The 19462-nt window shown below is 51.5% G+C and carries 15 protein-coding genes and 1 pseudogene; 9 read left to right on the top strand and 7 right to left on the bottom strand.

Going from position 1 to position 19462, the window contains the following annotated elements:
• The first annotated feature begins 192 nt into the window (after positions 1–192).
• Both PN477_RS08685 and miaB read left to right on the top strand, forming a co-directional pair.
• On the top strand, positions 193–396 hold the full coding sequence (locus tag PN477_RS08685; RefSeq protein ID WP_272116516.1) for a cold-shock protein: 204 nt from the start codon (positions 193–195) through the stop codon (positions 394–396).
• Between the two features lie 366 nt (positions 397–762).
• Positions 763–2115, top strand: coding sequence for a tRNA (N6-isopentenyl adenosine(37)-C2)-methylthiotransferase MiaB (gene miaB, locus PN477_RS08690; protein WP_272116518.1), 1353 nt, complete (start codon positions 763–765; stop codon positions 2113–2115).
• Between the two features lie 114 nt (positions 2116–2229).
• Here miaB and PN477_RS08695 read toward each other — a convergent pair whose 3' ends face one another.
• Positions 2230–3258, bottom strand: coding sequence for a sulfotransferase family protein (locus PN477_RS08695; RefSeq protein WP_272116520.1), 1029 nt, complete (start codon positions 3256–3258; stop codon positions 2230–2232).
• A gap of 476 nt (positions 3259–3734) precedes the next feature.
• Positions 3735–4673, bottom strand: a complete 939-nt coding sequence (locus PN477_RS08700; protein ID WP_272116522.1) for a diguanylate cyclase domain-containing protein — start codon at positions 4671–4673, stop codon at positions 3735–3737.
• Between the two features lie 320 nt (positions 4674–4993).
• On the opposite strand from PN477_RS08700, the gene PN477_RS08705 reads away from it, so the two are divergent.
• From PN477_RS08705 to PN477_RS08715, 3 genes are all read left to right on the top strand, one after another.
• Positions 4994–5305 carry a DUF2973 domain-containing protein gene (locus PN477_RS08705; protein ID WP_272116524.1) on the top strand — a complete coding sequence of 104 codons (312 nt, stop codon included), beginning with the start codon at positions 4994–4996 and terminating at the stop codon, positions 5303–5305.
• 86 nt (positions 5306–5391) lie between these two features.
• Entirely contained in the window at positions 5392–5967 is a 576-nt protein-coding gene (locus tag PN477_RS08710) for a GNAT family N-acetyltransferase (RefSeq protein ID WP_272116526.1), read from the top strand.
• A gap of 140 nt (positions 5968–6107) precedes the next feature.
• The gene (locus PN477_RS08715; protein ID WP_417158778.1) at positions 6108–7049 is read left to right on the top strand and encodes a bestrophin family protein; all 942 of its coding nucleotides are present in this window, start codon (positions 6108–6110) and stop codon (positions 7047–7049) included.
• Between the two features lie 39 nt (positions 7050–7088).
• Here the strand turns inward: PN477_RS08715 and PN477_RS20850 are convergent.
• The 5 genes and pseudogenes from PN477_RS20850 to PN477_RS08735 all read right to left on the bottom strand — a co-directional run.
• Positions 7089–7379 (bottom strand): annotated as a pseudogene (locus PN477_RS20850) (zinc ribbon domain-containing protein); the annotation flags it as partial.
• 83 nt (positions 7380–7462) lie between these two features.
• Positions 7463–8344, bottom strand: coding sequence for a pentapeptide repeat-containing protein (locus PN477_RS08720; protein WP_272116530.1), 882 nt, complete (start codon positions 8342–8344; stop codon positions 7463–7465).
• A 432-nt stretch (positions 8345–8776) separates the two neighbouring features.
• Positions 8777–9685 (bottom strand): helix-turn-helix domain-containing protein, encoded by a 909-nt coding sequence (locus tag PN477_RS08725; protein ID WP_272116532.1) that lies wholly within the window; start codon positions 9683–9685, stop codon positions 8777–8779.
• A gap of 2 nt (positions 9686–9687) precedes the next feature.
• Complete coding sequence (locus PN477_RS08730) at positions 9688–10677, bottom strand: hypothetical protein (RefSeq protein ID WP_272116534.1); 990 nt, start codon at positions 10675–10677, stop codon at positions 9688–9690.
• A 278-nt stretch (positions 10678–10955) separates the two neighbouring features.
• Positions 10956–13466, bottom strand: coding sequence for a glycogen/starch/alpha-glucan phosphorylase (locus PN477_RS08735; protein WP_417158779.1), 2511 nt, complete (start codon positions 13464–13466; stop codon positions 10956–10958).
• A 257-nt stretch (positions 13467–13723) separates the two neighbouring features.
• On the opposite strand from PN477_RS08735, the gene PN477_RS08740 reads away from it, so the two are divergent.
• The 4 genes from PN477_RS08740 to PN477_RS08755 all read left to right on the top strand — a co-directional run bounded on the left by PN477_RS08740 (position 13724) and on the right by PN477_RS08755 (position 19409).
• Positions 13724–15787, top strand: a complete 2064-nt coding sequence (locus tag PN477_RS08740) for a M3 family metallopeptidase (protein ID WP_272116538.1) — start codon at positions 13724–13726, stop codon at positions 15785–15787.
• A 399-nt stretch (positions 15788–16186) separates the two neighbouring features.
• A complete protein-coding gene (locus tag PN477_RS08745; protein ID WP_272147165.1) occupies positions 16187–16552 on the top strand; it encodes a hypothetical protein in 366 nt (121 codons plus the stop codon).
• Positions 16553–16627: 75 nt separating this feature from the next.
• Complete coding sequence (locus PN477_RS08750) at positions 16628–17866, top strand: hypothetical protein (RefSeq protein ID WP_272116542.1); 1239 nt, start codon at positions 16628–16630, stop codon at positions 17864–17866.
• Between the two features lie 427 nt (positions 17867–18293).
• The gene (locus tag PN477_RS08755; protein ID WP_272116543.1) at positions 18294–19409 is read left to right on the top strand and encodes a GUN4 domain-containing protein; all 1116 of its coding nucleotides are present in this window, start codon (positions 18294–18296) and stop codon (positions 19407–19409) included.
• Positions 19410–19462 lie beyond the last annotated feature (53 nt).

Here is a 19462-nt window from a genome sequence, read left to right on the forward strand (position 1 = left end):
GATTACGATCGCGCTTCCTTTTGTAATGATTTATAAAAAACAGAGATTCTTTAGATTTCAATTTCTCGCTTCAGTTTAGGATATATGGTCTCAAAAATTGTCACTCTCCTCTACGATTTAATCTCATCCAACGTGATCGACAATTTGTTATGATGGAAACCCAGATTATCTGATTAAAAAGAGAGATTTCCTATGGCTGAAGGCAAAGTAAAATGGTTTAACGAAACCAAAGGATTCGGGTTTATCGAACCCGATGATGGCAGTAGTGAAGTATTTCTTCATTTTTCCTCCATTAAAGGCGATGGTTTCCGCACATTAACGGAAGGACAAAAAGTGTCCTACGATGTCGTCAAGGCAGCAAAAGGCCCCCAAGCAGAAAATGTTCGTGTGATCTAGGGACTCCTTCGCGATCTTTGCAAATAAACAGCATCGATACGCAGGCGTTCGACTGTTAAAGTCAGTGTTCTTCAGTCCAATTGATACGATTCAGCAGAGGGTGCGTTACGGCGGATTTGCGACTTAAAATCTGGGATGTTCAGAAGGATCGCCGCCCAACGCACCCTACTATAATGGCATAGCTAAAATAGTGCTTTAGGGTAGGGTGGGTTAGGCGGATTAAACTCCCGCCATCACTGCAATCTAGCAATCCGTCGTAACCCACCGATTAACGTGTGCCACGGCACTACCGTTACTGTGGCCGCTACTTGAGCGATCGCAATTCTGTACAATAGAAAGGCTGTTTTGACCTGCCCCCACTCACCCATGACTACCCCGCGCACCTATCACGTCATCACCTTCGGTTGTCAGATGAACAAAGCCGACTCCGAACGCATGGCTGGGGTATTAGATGATATGGGCATGATTGCCTGTGATGACCCCAACGCGGCGGATCTTGTGCTTTACAACACCTGCACCATCCGCGACAACGCCGAGCAAAAAGTATATTCCTACCTCGGACGGCAGGCAAAACGGAAACAGACGCAACCGGACTTAACCCTAGTGGTGGCGGGCTGTGTGGCACAACAGGAAGGCGAACAACTCCTGCGGCGCGTCCCGGAATTAGATTTAGTGATGGGGCCGCAGCACGCCAATCGCTTAGGGGATCTCCTTGATCAAGTGTTCGCCGGGCAGCAGGTGGTGGCCACTGATCCGATTCATATTGTCGAAGATATTACGAAGCCGCGCCGAGATAGTGAGGTGACGGCCTGGGTGAATGTGATCTATGGGTGCAATGAGCGTTGCACCTATTGTGTGGTTCCGGGGGTGCGTGGGGTGGAACAGTCCCGCACACCGGAGGCAATTCGCGTCGAAATTGAAGACTTGGCACAACAAGGGTTTAAGGAAATCACGCTGTTGGGGCAGAATATTGATGCTTATGGGCGCGATTTGCCGGGCAGCACCGCCGAGGGTCGCCATCAACATACCTTGACGGATTTGCTCTATTTCATTCACGATGTGCCGGGGATTGAGCGGATTCGGTTTGCAACAAGTCACCCGCGTTATTTTACGGAGCGACTGGTGCGGGCTTGTGCGGAACTGCCGAAGGTGTGTGAGCATTTCCATATTCCGTTTCAGTCGGGAGATAACGAGGTGCTGAAGGCGATGGCGCGGGGCTATACCCAGGAGAAGTATCGGCGGATTATTGAGATGGTGCGGGAGTATATGCCCGATGCGTCGATTAGTGCGGATGCGATCGTTGGGTTTCCGGGGGAAACGGAGGCACAGTTTCAGCAGACGTTAGATCTTGTCGAGGCGATCGGGTTTGATTTGCTCAATACGGCGGCCTATTCCCCCCGGCCGGGGACTCCGGCGGCATTGTGGGAGCATCAGGTGAGTGAGGAGGAGAAGCGCGATCGCCTCCAACGACTCAATCGTCTGGTGGAAACGAAAGCGGTAGAGCGATCGCAACGGTATCGCGATCGCATTGAAGCCGTCCTCGTTGAAGCCCAAAACCCCAAAGACCCCACCCAAGTGATGGGCCGAACGCGGGGTAACCGTTTGACCTTCTTCGCGGGGGATATTGCCCAGTTAAAAGGGCAAACCGTCCCGGTGAAAATCACGGAAATTCGAGCCTTCAGCCTCACCGGGGAACAGGTCGCGCCGGTATTGGTGTAAGTGTTGAGTCGGTGTTAATCGTCTGTTGACCTCTTGCCCTTCACCCCAAACCCTTCTCCCATGAGGCGAGGGGCTTCATGATTTTGGAGGGCGATCGCCGGACGGCATGACACCCTAACCCAACCGGCCCAGCAGCCGATTCGCAAGATATTCTTGAGGATATTCGTGGTGGGCGGGCCAATAAAACGACTGTTTCGGTTCTGGGCGATCATAATGAAACCGTTCCAAAATGTAATCAGGCACGGTGCGATTAATTAAATGCACTTCTAAGGGGAAAATTTCCTGCTGCCACTGGTTCAGCCGGGCCTGAGAAATGCCCGAAAACGTTTGACCAGAGGTGCTATTGCCGTGCCATGCCTGCCCTAAAAAGGTGGGAGTTTCTAGAACTGGGTTGAAGTCTAGATCGAGCCAATCACAGAGTTGCCGGATCATAGCCTGTGAATCTAATAGTAAGTCTTCATACTGGAGGACAAAATAATGGTCTAGCAGACGGCAATTTTTATCGAGATGATAAAAAGATTGAGTGATGCTGCGGATTTCTGTGCCGATCCAGGGATAGTGTTCAATGATGCGTTTTTTGCGGTTGAACATTTTGAATTTGCGTAGGGAAACAAGATTGGCATAGGGATTACGCACCACATGTATGAAACGAGCAGCGGGGAACATTTTTTGTAAATCAAGGGCAAATTCAAACGTCTCGGTACTTTTTTCAAGAATTCGACAATCTGGATCAAGGGGGCGATCGGATAAGCTCTGATGAATTGCATTCATATAGATCCAAAATAAATCAGCCGGATTCATCACGTCAGACTGGCGATCGCATCCGGCAAAGGCTTGCTCAACGGCCGCGTCAAACTGTTCTAAATTGAATAGTTCTTTAGAGATCGCATCGGAGAATGGGTTATCTTCCGTATTTGCATAGCGGATGCCCCCTTTAATGTTTTGAATAAATGCATTGATGGTGCAAGGCCCTTTGCGATAGTGGGGGCTGTGCATCGCGTAGGAAATCCAATATTGCAGATGCTGAAAAAAATGGGTTTCAATGGGCGCAACAAATAAATCTGGATGACCATCAAACAGCGATCGCACCAAGCTCGTCCCAGATTTATGGGTTCCAAACACAAAAATTGGGTTGTTATTCATACAGTGACCTCAATTAAAGGCGGTGACACTATTAAAGCAAAAGAGCCATCTAAGGACAGGACAAAAGTTGAACCGGGTTGAAGAGGGAATCTGAAAACAAGCAAGCGTCAATGAAAAAGCAGCGCCAGAGGTCAAAGCCATAGCGGACGAGATTGCGATCGCGACGACCATGAACCTGTATCAATCGTCCGCCCGTGTCGTCTGGGGGGTCATGGTCAGTTTTCCAAGGCTTTCAGACAGCAAACAATGAATCCACACTTTAAGAGGTCGTGTAACAAGAAATGTAAAGGAAGTGGAGTCATCCAAAAAGAGACCTGGCATCGTAGAAAGAGTCGAGCACGTTGAAATTCTATCCGTCAAGACGACGGAAAAAAGGGAGAGGTCTACAAGTTTCTGAGTTAGCGATCTATGGGGTAATGATTCACCTGATGCTGCGTTCTCTTGCTTCTTCTTAACCTTTCTTTTTAAACAGCCTCTTAATCATGAAAGGCTTTGAGGCAGACTTTCTGGGGTTGGCTGTGGGCTTCGTTTAAGGCGGCTTCTACTGCCCGCAGCATGACTTCATAGGAGAAGGTGCGCCGGGGAATGAGGCTGGCAATGCCAATACTGATCGTGATGATTGGGGTGGCGGCTTGGCGGGGATGGTTGATTTGGAGGGCTTGGATGCGTTGGGTCATGGCGTGGGCGATCGCGATCGCAGTGTCGGCGCGACATTGGGGTAAGGCGATCATGAATTGATCCTCTCGATATCGTGCGAGAAAATGCTGGGTATCGGTGAGGGTCGCGTAGAGGTTTTGCCCCACTTGCCCAAAACAGCGTTGACCCGCTCGAAAACCATAACTTTCTTCGTAGGCCATGAATTCATTGATTTGGCACAGCAACAGGGTTAAGGGCAACGCCTGGTGAGTGAGCAGATCCCATTGTTCAATCAGATATTGCGTCATGGTTTGGCTGTTCGGCAGGGTTTTGATCGGGTCAAGATCTGCGTCGTTGTCATCATCATTGGGTTGGGTGAGTACCGCGATCGTCATTAAGCGTAACTGGAGGGTTAAACGGGCGATCGCTTCTGCTTCACAAAATGGGTACTCTAAATAGTCTGCCCCGCCCACGGCAAACACCCGCTCGCGATCGCACGGTCGGGTCGGGGTTCCCACAAACAGCACTGGCAAGGGTCGATTTTGAATCGCAGGGGGCAGCACGGTACAGAGATGATAACTATCTAGGGTTGGCAATTCCGTCGCGAGGAGGATGAGGGCGGGTAAGCGGGTGGCGATTGCGGCAGCGATCGCCGGGATATCATCCACCGAGGCGCACCAGTGCAGTTGATAGTTTTGGGTTTGGCTGAATTGCTGAAACCACGCTGCAATCATGGCATCAGCAGTGATCAGGAACAGGACAGGCGCAGGGGTCAGCATAGGGGCAACAAGGGCGACAGGGTTGCTAAAAAACGACAGTTTGAGGACAGAACAGTCCACACCATGGAGACGCTGGCGAGCAAAAGACGCACCGTGAGGAACCGTAACAAACAGTTACAATGTAGGTGCGGGTTAATGGTGAATTCATAACCAATTCTCGAAATTTGTGATGGGTGATAATCCGTGCAATAGGCAGGCCACGGTTGCCCTGAAGCCGGAGGGGGTAGCGTTGAGCGTCGCCATCACGTCCATTGATGGTCTTCATTAAACCTGTTCAAGAATGAGAACTGCTAGAATTTTGATACTAGAGGATGCTGCTTATGTTACAGATACTTTACATTTTGGTCTTTACTGTGATCGCCTTTTTGGCGGTGAGTAATTTGATTCGGAGTCTGGTCACTTTAAACATTGAATCCAATCGTCGCGTCCGGACTGGCCCTCAACCCCAAACGAACAGAGCACGCCGCACCGTCTCAGCACCCCACCCTGAACTGTTAGACGACTATGGTCAACCCATTGATGAACCCTTGCTTGTGGTGCGTTCCATCAATGTAGACGATGCGCGTGAAAAATTGGATGCCCTGTATAAGGCCTCTCCCAGTTCATCCCCAGAGCCGACGGAAGAATCTTAAACCGGATCTGCGGCGGGGTCATCCAATGGCAAGGGCGCGATCGCAGTTTGGCGTAAGGGTACGATGATGAACGGGATTAGACCGGCATGGGAATTTATCAAGTCCGCTTCGCTACGGAGGCTGATGCGCCCTGTTTAGTGGAGATTCACAATCGCAATGCTCGTGGGGCTTGTGACAGTTTTGATCGGGGTTTTTTGCTGGAGCCCACGAGTTTAGAAACGGTACAGGGAGCCTTGGGCAAGGGAACACGGTATTTAGTGGCAGTGGATGAGGGCGATCGCATCCTCGGTTTTGTCATGATCGCCCTCTCCCTACTTAACCCCGTCCTGCGAGATAAAATTACCTGGGCTAATCCCCAGATCCCCGCCCAGACCCAGCGCGACAATCATCGCTATATTCAAATCTTGGCCGTTCACCCCGACATGGCAGGGCAAGGGGTCGCCCGCACCCTCTATGAATCGCTCCCGATTCAGTTTCCCAATACCCTGTTTTCCGCCATCGTTGTCTGGCAACCGATTCAAAATCAGCGATCGCTCCAGTTCCATCAACGCCAAGGGTTTATTGAATTGGGCCGACTCCGCGCCGAGCAATTTCTCGACCTCCATAACTATGAAGCGATCGTGATCGGCAAAGCTACCCCACCCGCCACCTGGGATAGTTGATCAGGGTTAGATCGCCGGCTGTTTCAACACCCCGATCCCACCCTGATCACAAAAAAGACCAGAAAAATCTCTCTCGTGAAGATCACCGTGAATCGCGTGAGCCTGACTTAGGGTATGGTGAACGTTGATCCTGTGGTGTAATGCCCATGCCCCGCATAATTCCCGAAGAAAAACGCAATTGGTTCCGGTTTGTCTTTCAACTGCGAGCGTCTGTGCTCCCCGCGATTTTGCCGCGCATTTTGGTTTGTTGTGGATTTTCCCTGGGGGTGACGATGGTTCATCAGCAGGGTTGGCCGGTGTCGTTGCCAGTTGAAAGTAGTATTGTGCCGAGTTTGGTGCTGGGGTTGCTGCTGGTGTTTCGCACCAATACCGCCTACGAACGGTTTTGGGAGGGGCGCAAACAGTGGGGGACGTTGGTGAATACGGTGCGCAACTTGGCGCGGCAGATTTGGGTCGCGATCGCCGCCGAAAACGCCCAAGACCGGGCCCAAAAAATCGCGATGATGCGGCTTTTGGTAGCCTTTGCCGTGACCACAAAACGCCATCTTCGCAGTGAAACGATGGCCTGTGATGAACTTGCGCCATTGATGCCTCAGCAGCGGTGCGATCGCCTCACCACCATGAACAATCCACCCCTTGAAGTGGCCTTTTGGATTGGGGACTATCTGCAATTGCAATACGATCGCGATCGCATCAACGCCTATCAACTGGCGGCCATGTTCAAACTGCTCGATACAATGGTGGATGTGTTAGGAGCCTGCGAGCGCATTTTAAAAACCCCCATCCCCCTCGCCTATTCAATCCACCTCAAGCAATTATTGCTGATCTACTGCCTCGGTCTTTCGTTTCAAATGGTGGATGAATTTCGCTGGTGGACGGCGGTGGTGGTGGGTTTGGTGTCCTTTACCGTGTTCGGGATTGAGGAAATTGGCATCGAAATTGAAAACCCATTCGGCTACGATCGCAACGACCTCCCCCTCGATCAAATCTGCCAAACCATGGCGGCGAATCTTGAAGACCTGATCACCCTTTCCCCCTCCGTCCAACAGTGGCACAAGCCCCCATCCACCCTAGACGAATAATACAGACTGAATCCCATGGCTGACCGTATCCTCCTATCGCTATTTAGGTTTTTGCTTCATAGCACCTAGCTTCTGAGATTGACTCTCTTCGGCTCTTACAGTCGCTCCACAGAAGCACTAGCCAGAGCGGTTAGGACATTTCAGAGACTCTGGAACAAGGGGCTTAAGCCCCTTGCCTGTCCTAATGCCCTTGTTGATTGCTATATTTCGACTCGCGTTGATATCCCTGTCATGGTTAGTCCTGCATTCTGGACATTCCCACTCCCTCATATTCAACGGCATTTTATCCAATCTCTGTCCACAATTCCCGCACCGTTTAGAGCTAGGGAAGAGGCAACGGGTCAAGCCGCTGCCTCCCCGCGCCGCAAAAAATCACGCCCGCCGCGATCCGAGTAGTCGTCTGTGCCGACGGGTTAAACGGCCCAGGTTAATTCGGGGGAAAAGAGATCAAACCGATGATGTTCAGCCGGAGGGCGATCGCTATCGGAATCGTTGATTTCGGCTCCGTCCCAATCCACCCCCTGAAGGATCGCCTGATCCCAGCTTGTCCCCGTAAGGCGGGCTTGTTTCAAAATCGCGTTGGTGAGATCCGCCCGATCAAAGGAGGCCTTGATGAGGTTGGCGTTGCTAAAGTTGGCCCGGCTTAAATTCGCGCCCTGAAAATGGGTATTACAACATTTCGCCGCACTGAAATTGGCCCCAATCAGGATCGAATCTTGGCAACGAGCATCACTGAGATCCACCCCTTCTAAATCCACGCCACTGAGATCCACATTGCGCAAAAACGCAGCAACGAGGGTGGCACCATTGGCCGACACGCCGCTGAGGTTAGCCTCACTGAGGCGCACTGCGTTTAAGTTTGCCCAGTTGAGGTTACAGCCGCTGAGATTCCCTTGGCGGAGGTTGGTTCTGTAGAGGGTTGCGCCGCTGAGGTTTGCCCCCCACAGATTCGCCCGACGAAGGTTGGTGTGGGCCAGGTTCGCCCCGGTGAGTTTGGCGCGAGGCAGTTTGGCGTTAATCATGAAGGCCCCTTCCAAGTTGGCCTTGGTGAGGTCTGCATCGGCGAGTTTGCTATCGCTCAGTTTGGCACAGTGCAGATTCGCCCAGTTGAGACAGGCGGCGCTGAAGTTGGCTTTGGTGAGAAAGGCTCGACTCAAGTTCGCGCCGCGTAGTTTGGCATTGCGAAAGTTAACGCCGATCAGTGTTGTGCCTCTGAGATCTGCACCACTGAGATCAACGCCGCTAAAGTCGCGCTGTCCCCGTTCGTAGCGTTGCAACAGTGATTGAACGTCCATAACAAAGCTCTAGAGTAAGAGTTCATGGCCTCGACGGCGATCGCAATCTTGAGGTGAGGTGTATGCTCTGTTTTTCCGAGTATTCTCGTCACTATTCAGCGTGAATGATGACGTGAGAGCATCAGGGTTTACACATCTCCAAGCGTCAATGGATGGGCTTGGGATTACTGCCGCTGGCTTAATTTTAAGCTGCTGGGGTCAGACCTGCATAAAAACCACGCCCCAATATTTAGAAAAGTTTAAGATTATCAACTAATCATCATCAACGAGCGTTGACCCCTGGTAGCGGGCCAGGTTTGACCGGCTCTCCCCTGCGACGATCGCAGCAATGATTTCGATGGGAGAGTCGGCATTGAGGCCGCAACAAACCCGAATCCCCCTGCCGGGGCAACGGGATTAAGGGGTAATCGTGAGGGGTTTGCTCCGGGAACATCAGAGAAAATAGACCTGCCCATCGAGCAAAATCCGTGTGATGCCCTTGGCATAGAGATAAGACCGGGTTTTTTCAAACAGGTTGCTATCGGGCACTTTAATGACGCGGTGCGATCGCTGCTGAGAAAACCGCCGGGCCACCCGATGATTATCAAAAATCGGCAGGGTGCGCTGGCTCGTTTCATCGGAGGGAATCGAGCCCAGATCGCCAAACTCATGGAGAGGGCGGGTAATCAGTTCAGAGGTGCGATCGACCACGAGATAACAGGTGCGCGGAAACGTGGCGCGGGAGAGGGGCAGCACTTCTACACCATTGGCGGAACGGGGTTGAGGCTGGGGACGAGGCTCATCCTCATCGTCATCGTCTTCATCATCCCAGTCATCGTCATCATCGAATTCATCATCGTCTAATTCCGGCTCAAGATCTTGGTCATCGAGCAGGGTTTGAAACGGATCGAGGGATTCATCCTCATCGTCAGAGATGGGGTCTGGGGCAGACGTAACGACGGTTGCATTTCGTCGGATGGGTTTTTCCGTGGACGACGTAGCAACGAGTTCAATGAGTTTCGCTGGTTCAGGGTCAGGAATTGTGAGCTGCGTCGATCGTGATGATTGAAGCTTGCGGGGTTTACGACTGGTCGAGGTGGGCAAGTCGGCTTCGGGTTCATCCGCAGCCTGTTCCGTATACTGACGAATCACGTTAGCCGCACCGGTGGGGGTGCGACTTAACCGCTTTTGCTGGATCAGATCTTCGTAGTCTTGCTCGTTCAAACGACTTTTCAGAAAGCGGCTAATCGTAGAGCTACTGACTTGAAACCGCTCGGCTAGCGTTGATGTGGTTTCTTGCGGTTGATGGTACAAGTCAAGAATTTCTTGCTTATCCGTCTCGGTTAACTTTCTGGGACTCATACTTATTCTGTGGTGGCGTTTGCCCGTCTGCGCCGACTTTTACGTGGTCGGCTGGAAATATCGAATTCTAACGCCGCACCAATGGCCAATAAGATACCACTAAATACGAAGAATACTTCTAGAAATCCCCCACTGGCATACTCGGTGGGTAAGGTTGCCGCATATTTAAACCACATGTCTGCTAAGTATTTGGCGAGGGCGGCGGCGGCAATCATTTGCCAGGAGCGGGCAAAGGTTCCCCCCCAAAAGGCCAGGAGCAGCATGACGGCAATGATCAGCAAGGCCACATCGCAAATGATGTAGAAGAAGTTGATCGGGGCGGAAAATTGGAGCAAGCTGTCTTGGAGGGTATTGACCCAGATCGGGACGGGATGGCTGGGGGTTGCGTCGGTGTCTGGGGTTTCTGGGGGGAGGGTGGGGGCGGAGTCAATGGTGATTTCTGCTGTGATGGCGCTGGGTGGGGGGCTGTCCATGGCTTGGGCGGGGGCGATCGCAATCCACACCGCTAACGCTGTCCCGGCGAGGGCAATGACAGTCAGCGTCACCCATTGCCACAGGGCGAGGCTCAACCGCTTGGAGAGCACCGCCAACACCATACCCACACCTAAGCAGATATAGAATGCCATGTAAAACAGGTCGGCGGGGGACACTTCGGGATCAAGCTCCCAATAGATTTCCCAAAAGCCAAAAATGAGATCGGCAATGAAGTAGGCCAAGATGCCGAGGCCGATGCCGAGCCAGACGTTACGACCGCTGGCAATTTTGGGGCTTTGCCAGTTGCGGTAACAGAGCGCGGCTCCGGCGAAAAAGGGGATGCATTCAGCAATATAGGTTCCCCATAGATACCATAGGGTTTCTTCTACCTCCGGCTGAATGACGCTGAGGAGGAAGAATCCGAGTGATAAAACTCCCCAGACAATGCCGGCAATGATCACATTCTTGCTCGCCAGCCAAGACTGCGATTCTGATGTGTTGTCAACAGAGCTAGTCATAGGTCGTTGGGTAAAACGGTTGATGGTGCGATCGCTTTAACCGTTGATTGAATTAAAGCCACCCATCATCTTAATCTACTTGAGTCTTTTCCTTTGCAGACAAACTCGTTTCCTTTCTTAGCATCTCTTGACCAACGGAGCGCGTCGAGGCAGGGGGTGACCCTGCCCTCGCTTTTGAAGACGGCTGACACAATGCAAGCGAGAGACCCCATAGAAAACGAGGGGCAGATTGCCCCTCGTTCACCTCAAGCCAAGATTGAGCACTGACAGGATTGGAGTTACGACTTCAAACCGGCGTTTTCTTGGTTGTATTCTTCGAGTTCGATTTTGACGGGTTTGGCTTTCCAAATTTCCGTGACGTATTCGTGAATGGTGCGATCGCTCGAAAACTTACCCATCCGCGCCGCATTGAGGATCGACATCCGCGTCCAGCGGTCTTGATCCAAATAGGCCTCGCTCACCTTAGCTTGGCATTCCACATAGGCCCGGAAATCCGCCATCAGCATGTACTGATCGTTGTAAAGCAGCGAATCCACCAGGGGCTTAAACAGGTCGCGGTTGCCGTGGGAGAAATAGCCCGACGCGATCCGATCGATCACGGCTTGCAATTCCATGTCGTTGTGATAGTAGGCCATGGGATTGTAGCCCTGCATTTTCATCGTCATCACCTCTTCAGCCGTCAAACCAAAGAGGAAGAAGTTTTCGGGGCCGGCTTCTTCGCGGATTTCGATGTTTGCCCCGTCAAGGGTGCCGATGGTGAGCGCCCCGTTCATGGCAAATTTCATGTTGCCGGTTCCCGATGCCTCTTTCCCGGCGGTGGAAATCTGTTCGGAGAGATCGGCAGCGGGGTAGATTTTTTCACCGAGGGAGACATTGAAATTGGCGAGAAAGACGACTTTGATGCGATCGCGCACATCCGGGTCTTTATTGACAATATCCGCCACCGCATTCACCAGCTTAATCACCAGCTTCGCCATGAAATAGCCCGGCGCAGCCTTGCCGCCAAAGATAAACGTGCGCGGCACAATCTTCACCGCCGGATTCTGTTTAATCCGGTTATAGAGCGCGATGATATTGAGCACATCGAGCAACTGGCGTTTATATTCGTGAATCCGCTTCACCTGCACATCGAAAATTGAATTAGGATTCACTTCGATATTGTTCTTTTTCCAGATGTAGGCCGCAAGATCTGTTTTGTTCGCTTGCTTAATCGCCCGCCATTCTTGGCAGAATTTCGGGTCATCAATGAACTGCTCTAACTTGCGCATTTCATCGAGGTTTTTCACCCAGTCTGTGCCGATGCGATCGTTCATCAACTTCGCCAAGCGCGGGTTACAGAGCAACACCCAGCGACGCGGCGTGACCCCATTGGTTTTATTGACGAACTTATCGGGCCACAGCCGCGCAAAATGGCTGAGGGTATCTTGCTTGAGCAGTTCCGTATGGAGTGCCGCCACCCCGTTAATGGCATGGCTGCCCACACAGGCCAAATTCGCCATCCGTACCGATTTATGCGCCCCTTCTTCAATAATTGAAAGCTTGCTCAACAGTTCCGGCTCATCGGGGAACCAGGTGCGGATATCTTCCAGGAAGCGGAAATTAATTTCGTAGATAATTTCCAAATGGCGCGGCAACAGCGAGCCAAACAGATCCACAGACCACCGTTCCAAGGCTTCCGGCATCAAGGTGTGGTTGGTGTAGGCCAGGGTTTTTTGGGTGATGTACCAGGCCTTATCCCAATCCAAATTATGCTCATCCACCAAGAGGCGCATCAATTCCGCCACACTCACCGCCGGGTGGGTGTCGTTGAGTTGGATGGCGAAATGTTCGTGGAGGTTGTCGAGGGTGTTGTGAATCCGCAGGTGGCGGCGGATGATGTCTTGGAGGGAAGCCGAGACGAAGAAATATTGCTGCTCAAGGCGGAGTTGGCGACCTTGGGGGGTGTTGTCGTTGGGATAGAGAACTTTAGAAATGTTCTCCGACGACATTTTGCTGGCCACTGCGCCATCGTAGTCCCCAGCATTGAAGGCATCAAAGTTGAAGTCTTTGTCTTCGCCCGCTTCTGCCCGCCAGAGTCGCAGCGGGTTCACCGTGTTGGTGTTGAAGCCCGGTACAGGGGTGTCGTAGGGAATGGCGGTGATGCTGCGATCGGCGACCCAGGTCACTTTGGGCTGGCCTTTTTCGTCGTGGGACATTTCCGTATGGCCGCCGAGCTTCACCTGTACGGTGGCTTCGGGGCGGGGGATTTCCCAGGGGTTACCGTAGCGGAGCCATTTATCCGGGATTTCCGCTTGCCAACCGTCGCGGATTTCCTGATGAAAGATGCCGAATTCGTAACGAATGCCGTAGCCGATCGCAGGAATTTCCAAGTTCGCCAAAGAATCGAGGAAGCAGGCCGCCAACCGGCCTAAGCCACCGTTGCCCAGCCCTGGATCATGCTCTTGGTCGAGGATATCGCCCCAGTTCAAGCCCGCATCTTCGACGACTTTTTTCATGTCTTCGTAGATGCCGAGGTTGATCATGTTGTTCTCTAGGTGACGACCCATCAGGAACTCGGCGGAGAAGTAGCAGACGACTTTCACGTTCTGCTCTTCGTAGGTGTTCATCGTTTTGATGAAGCGGTGAATGAGGCGATCGCGCACTGTATAGGCCAGAGCCATATAAAAATCATTCGCCGTTGCCCACCGATAATACTTGCCTTGGATATAGAACAAATTATCGGCAAAAGCACGCTTTAGCGTCTCCGGGCTCATACCGGTTCGGTCATCTTCAACCCGAATCTGAATCATGTCTTGAGGGGAGATATTGGTTTGCACAGGAAGTTCTCGCTCCTTAATCCGTCAGTGCTTGGACTCATTGTGACGCGATATGCAAGAGGATCTGTACTTCTTAATACTGTCTTCGATTCACGCCACCCCCCAGATCCCCCATTCAGCCCCCCCCATGGCGCAAAATCCACACCCCCCCAGGGCAAAAAAATCCAGTAGCGTAGAAAATGGACTGCCCTAACTCCAGTCCAAACCACACAACGGATTTGAAACGTTCTATGACACATTCTGAAAACCCCCTCCTGATCGGCCACGGTTTACCCCCCTTCACCGCCATCACCCCCGATCATGTCGTCCCCGCCGTCACCCAACTCCTCCAAGACCTCACCACCGCCCAAGCCGAGCTAGAAGCCAGCGTCACCCCCACCTGGACCGGGCTAATCGAACCCCTCACCCAACTAGAAGAACGCCTCGGCTGGACGTGGGGCGTGATTTCTCACCTCATGGGCGTGAAAAACAGCCCCGAACTCCGCACCGCCTACGAACAAGTAGAGCCGGAATTGGTGAAATTCAGTAATCAACTCAGCCAAAGTCAGCCCCTCTACCAAGCCCTGAAGCAATTGCGCGAGGGTGACACGTGGGCGAGTCTCGACGCAACCCAGCAGCGAATCGTAGAATCAGGGCTGCAAGATGCGGAATTAGCCGGCGTTGGCTTAACCGGGGAGGTGAAAGACCGCTTCAACGCGATTCAATTGGAACTCGCGGAACTCGGCACGCAGTTTTCTAACCATGTATTAGACGCAACGAAGGCGTTTGAGTTGAAACTCACCGAGCCGGATGAGGTGGCAGGATTACCGGAGAGTTGGCGCAGTTTGGCCGCCCAAACGGCCCGCCAAAAGGGGATCGACACCGCCACCCCGGAACAAGGGCCCTGGATTGTCACCCTTGATTTTCCCAATTTTGGCCCGTTTTTAAAGCACGCCCAACGGAGCGATCTCCGCGAAACCGTCTATCGAGCCTATGTGACGCGGGCGGCCAGCGGGAATCTTGACAATACGCCGCTGATCGATCGCATCCTCAGCCTGCGGCAAGAAAAGGCGAATATTCTTGGTTTTGATCATTTTGCGGAGTTGAGTTTGGCGCGGAAAATGGCCCCCAGTGTGGCAGCGGTGGAAACGCTCCTCGAAGAACTGCGCCAAGCGAGCTATGACGCAGCCCAGCGAGAATTAGCCGAGTTAAAAACCTTTGCCAATCAGCCGGAATTGAACCTCTGGGATCTGTCCTATTGGTCGGAAAAACAACGGCAAGGGAAGTTTGACCTGGACACGGAAGCCCTGCGGCCCTATTTCCCGCTGCCGGAGGTGTTGAAGGGGCTGTTTGGTTTGGCGGAGCGGATTTTTGGGGTGGCGATCGCGGCTGCCGATGGAGTCGCGCCGGTGTGGCATGAGGATGTGCGTTATTTTGAGGTGAAAAATGGGGCGGGGGATGCGATCGCCGCCTTCTACCTCGACCCCTACAGCCGACCAGCGGAAAAACGCGGCGGGGCCTGGATGGATGAATGCGTCGGCCGGGCCAAATTGGGCCAAACCACCCGCCTCCCCGTCGCCTATCTCGTCTGTAACCAGATGCCCCCGGTGGGCGATCGCCCCAGCCTGATGAACTTCGACGAAGTAGAAACCCTCTTCCACGAATTCGGCCACGGCCTGCAACATATGCTCACCCAGGTAGACTATCCCGGCGCATCCGGCATCCGTAACGTGGAATGGGACGCGGTGGAACTGCCCAGCCAATTCATGGAAAACTGGTGCTACGATCGCGCCACCCTCTTCGGCATGGCAAAACATTACCAAACCGGCGCACCCCTCCCCGAAGCGGACTATCAAAAACTCCTCGCCGCCCGCACCTATCAAAGCGGCATGGGCATGTTGCGCCAAATTCATTTCAGCCTCTTAGACCTCGAACTCCACGCCCGCTATCAACCCGGCGGCGATGAGACTCCGTTTGATGTGCGCGATCGTCTCGCCCAAACCACGACAGTAATGCCCCCCCTCCCCGAAGATGCCTTCCTCTGCGCCTTCGGTCACATCTTCGCCGGGGGCTACGCCGCCGGTTACTACAGCTACAAATGGGCGGAAGTCCTCAGTGCTGACGCATTCGCCGCCTTTGAAGAAGTGGGCCTAGACAACGAAACCGCCGTCCAATCCATCGGCCAAAAATTCCGCGACACCGTCCTCGGCCTCGGCGGCAGTCTCCACCCCATGGAGGTCTTCAAAGCCTTCCGCGGCCGCGAACCCCAAACCGAAGCCCTACTCCGTCATAACGGCCTAGTCGCCACGGCTTAAGTCCTAATTTTCACCCAACAGGCTCAACCTCAAACAATTGAGCCTGTTTTCTATTTTTATTTGAATTTTTATTAAAAATTATGTACAGGAAAATTGTGCGATCGTATCAAAGTAAAGTTATTTTTCTTTAGCCTCCATCTTCAGATTTGGTCATGGTATACTGGCGCTCAAATGTCAGAATGATTGACATCTCTACGCTTTAACAATTAAATTCACAGCCCCCCTAGTTTTTTGGTATTAAGAGGGAAAATGAAGAATGTTTGCTTCGGAATTGGTGTTGCATTGTGTGCATTAGTTGCACCCGATGTAAACGCTGAAATGTACAATCTTGGCCCCGCTTCAACTGGTCAACCTATCACCCTAGATGGTAGCTCTGTTTCTATGAATGGGCCCCATAGTATGTCTGCCTGGGTTGGCTTTACCTATTACTTAGGGCGCACACGCTTTGCGGCGGAAGCCCACTGTTCACTCGGAGAATGGTACTCCGGCGGCGCAACGCATCGTCCCCAATCCCAAGCAACCCGTAATATGCTCAGTATTGTTTGTTCCGCACGATGGCGCGATCCCAATGCTGAAGACACAGGGTATATGTTGGTTTTTGACCCACCTTCTAATGTGCGCGATCGTCCCAATGGCAATGTGATCGACACTGTGACCGATATGATTGTCATTGGTGTATATCCAGAATCTCAAAATGGTTGGTTTTGGACTTCTCAATTTGGTGGTGGTTGGATTCATCAATCACAAATTCGACCATTCTATTAAGGCTGAATATTCAAATGGGTTTGTCAACTTTATTGACCTGGCAAACCCCATTATTCGTATTGGAAAAATAGATCCATGATCCCTCTTGACGTAACGTTTGATATACCTGCTGCAATCCTGACAGGACTCACCAATGGCAGTCTTTTTCGGAATGGTGGGGTCATTCAAGATGCCTCTGGACGAGTCGTGATGTGGCTTCGAGAAGTTGGCGAATCCGGACTACTGGCATCGAGTTCTAATGCTTTTATGCTGCCTAGCATTGATCCTGTAACTGGTGTCCTAAATCTTGTGATGCAAGGCATTAATGCAAACATTTCAATGAGAGGTTTTGCCGCTGTCACGCAACAGCTCGATCAAATGCAAGGAATGTTGGGAATCACAACAGCAGCGAGTATGCTGAGTTTAGGAGTTTCAGCAATGGGACTTGTCGTGATTTCTAAGCGATTAAAAGAGCTAGAACACCGTTTAGAAAGTGTTCAAGTGTATTTAGAAAAGATTGATAAAAAGATTGATTTGAGCTTCTACGCCAAGTTTCGAGCAGCCTTGGATCTGGCGACGAATGCTTTCACTATGACCAAAGGTGATAATCGTAGAAGTAGCGCTCTTAATGCTATCAATCTATTTTTAGAAGCAGAACATATATATACTGATTTATTAGATAAGGAGCTGGTTGCTACGAGTCAAATTGGGGATGAATATTTGTTGACATTATGCCTTGCTTATATTGCGGAAGCACGATGCTATTTAGAGCTTGGAGAATTTGATACAGCAGCACAACGCCTTAAAAAAGGACAGGCTCTAATCAACCATCGTATTGAAACATATATTGATCTTTTACTAACTTCTAACCCATTAATGTACTTACATCCAACTCTAAAAGAAAAAACTGATTTATCTCGCCTCACAAGAATATATCAATGGAAAGACTCAAATCTTACCGAAAATTCTGTGTTCGAGTTGATGAGAGATAAAATAGTACCGCCTAATAATAAGACTTGGAGTTCTCAAGTTGATGAATGGATTAACTTCTTGCCCGCCTCTATTATTGAACGTGAAGATATCAAAAAAGGGGTTTTTGGTGTCACAGAGAAAGGACGCGAAGAGATTATCCAGAAACTTCCGAGAGCATTAACAGAAATGGAATCAATGGTTGAAACAAGCCAACGATTTACAGCGTATGAGCTGGAAGTTAAAGCCATTAGTAAACTAGAAATTAGTTTTCAGGAGTGGTTACAGCTTCGCCCACCTGAACCCAAAGAGGAACAAAGTGTAATGTATATTGTACCGTCAGAGCCTCTTGATCTTAACTCCTAAAGGGGATTGAAACGCTGTTTGGCGCACTCAAGACTCGAGGGTTTTATCTGGAATCGACTCACTTTCAGGATGCAGTACATCTACCGAATTCGTGCCTACTCAGTTAGTGTTAAGTAGCAGTACAGCCTAATTCCACCGCTATGCGCTGAAATAGTTTGCGGCGGGGTGATAGGTGACGATCGCAGTGGTGGATTGTTCGGGGTTTGTTCGCTTTCGTCCCTAGTGAGGTTGATGCGATCGCGCTACACTTTCCCATCTACCCGCACATGTTCGGTGTCAATCCAACCGTTTTAGACTGGAATTAGGTTAGTTGCTGGTAATACGCCTTACAGAATGGCCGTTACAGCAGATAACGGTTGCAACTGAATCTAGGGATTTAAAAAATCCCGCTTCATTACGTTATGCGTCAGTTTGGAGGCGCTTGCTCATGTCTAAGATGCTCATCCTGAAGCGGTTAAGCTGTGTCTTAACGGTAGCCCTAGCCACAACTACGACACCGTCCCCATCCATGCAGGCCCAGGCTAATCCCTACAACGTCACCTGTCAAACGAGGGTTTCTTTGAACCAGGGCGGAAGTTTAACCTATCGATTGGCGGGCAACCTACCGGAGACCACTGCGACGGAAATTCCTCAAAACCCAGTTGGAACAACGTTGACCCTAACGGTGCAGTGGCAAGACCAAAATGGCCAGGTTAAAACCTTGCTCAATGCGGCTGCGGTGAGTGATTATCAACAACTTGCCCCCGATGCCGATTATTCCCAACTGCCCTTTGATGGATTGTTTCGCGGTCAGCCCAACAATGGCGATCGCCTTTACGGCATACCAACTTCTGTGCATGGACTTTACCTCAGTTTGCGCCCGACTCGCGGCCAGCCTCAGCATATGCAGGTTGTCCACTATCTGCGCTCTGGTGAGTATGTGCGATCGAGGTTAGGCCCTTGCTTGACTGAGAACGGTGATCTTGATGCGGCCATTGAGGCACAGTTGGCACGGCTAGAAGAACGGCTCCAGTCCAAGGATTGGGCGGCTGCCGATCGAGAAACCCGCCAACTGCTTGCGCCGGGATCGCCGTTTAACCCGATGTTGCCACGGCCAGCGGTGATTCGTGCCATTGATCAGATGTGGTTAACGGCTAGTAATGGACGGTTTGGACTCAGTGTTCAACTGCGGCTTTGGCAAGCAGTGCTGTCCAAGCATCCTAATAATCACGAAGCGGCGGTTAATGCCTGGCGCGATCGCATCGGTTGGAAACTCGCTGCTCCTCGTGCTGAGGTTGACTTCATCAGTAGCGATTGGTTGAATGAGTCGGAACTGACCTATTCTTTGCAAGCTCCGGAGGGACATCTACCCTGGGCCGGGGTGTCGGATGCGGTGGTGCAATCAGTTGCGGTTCCACCGCCCGGAGAACATTGTGGCAGTTGCACTGTTGATGCCATACAGCTACGCAACGAACGCTTTTATCTTAAAATGTGCAAAGAAGACTCCCACTATAAAGCGAGTCCGAGTAGAGTTACCGAAGGTAACGGCGGACGTGCCTTTTAGTGGCGAGATGAATTTGCACCAACAAACAAATCGAGCGACAGCGAGTCCTTTAA

This window comes from Spirulina subsalsa CS-330 (assembly GCF_028330765.1).
GTDB lineage: Bacteria > Cyanobacteriota > Cyanobacteriia > Cyanobacteriales > Spirulinaceae > Spirulina > Spirulina subsalsa_A.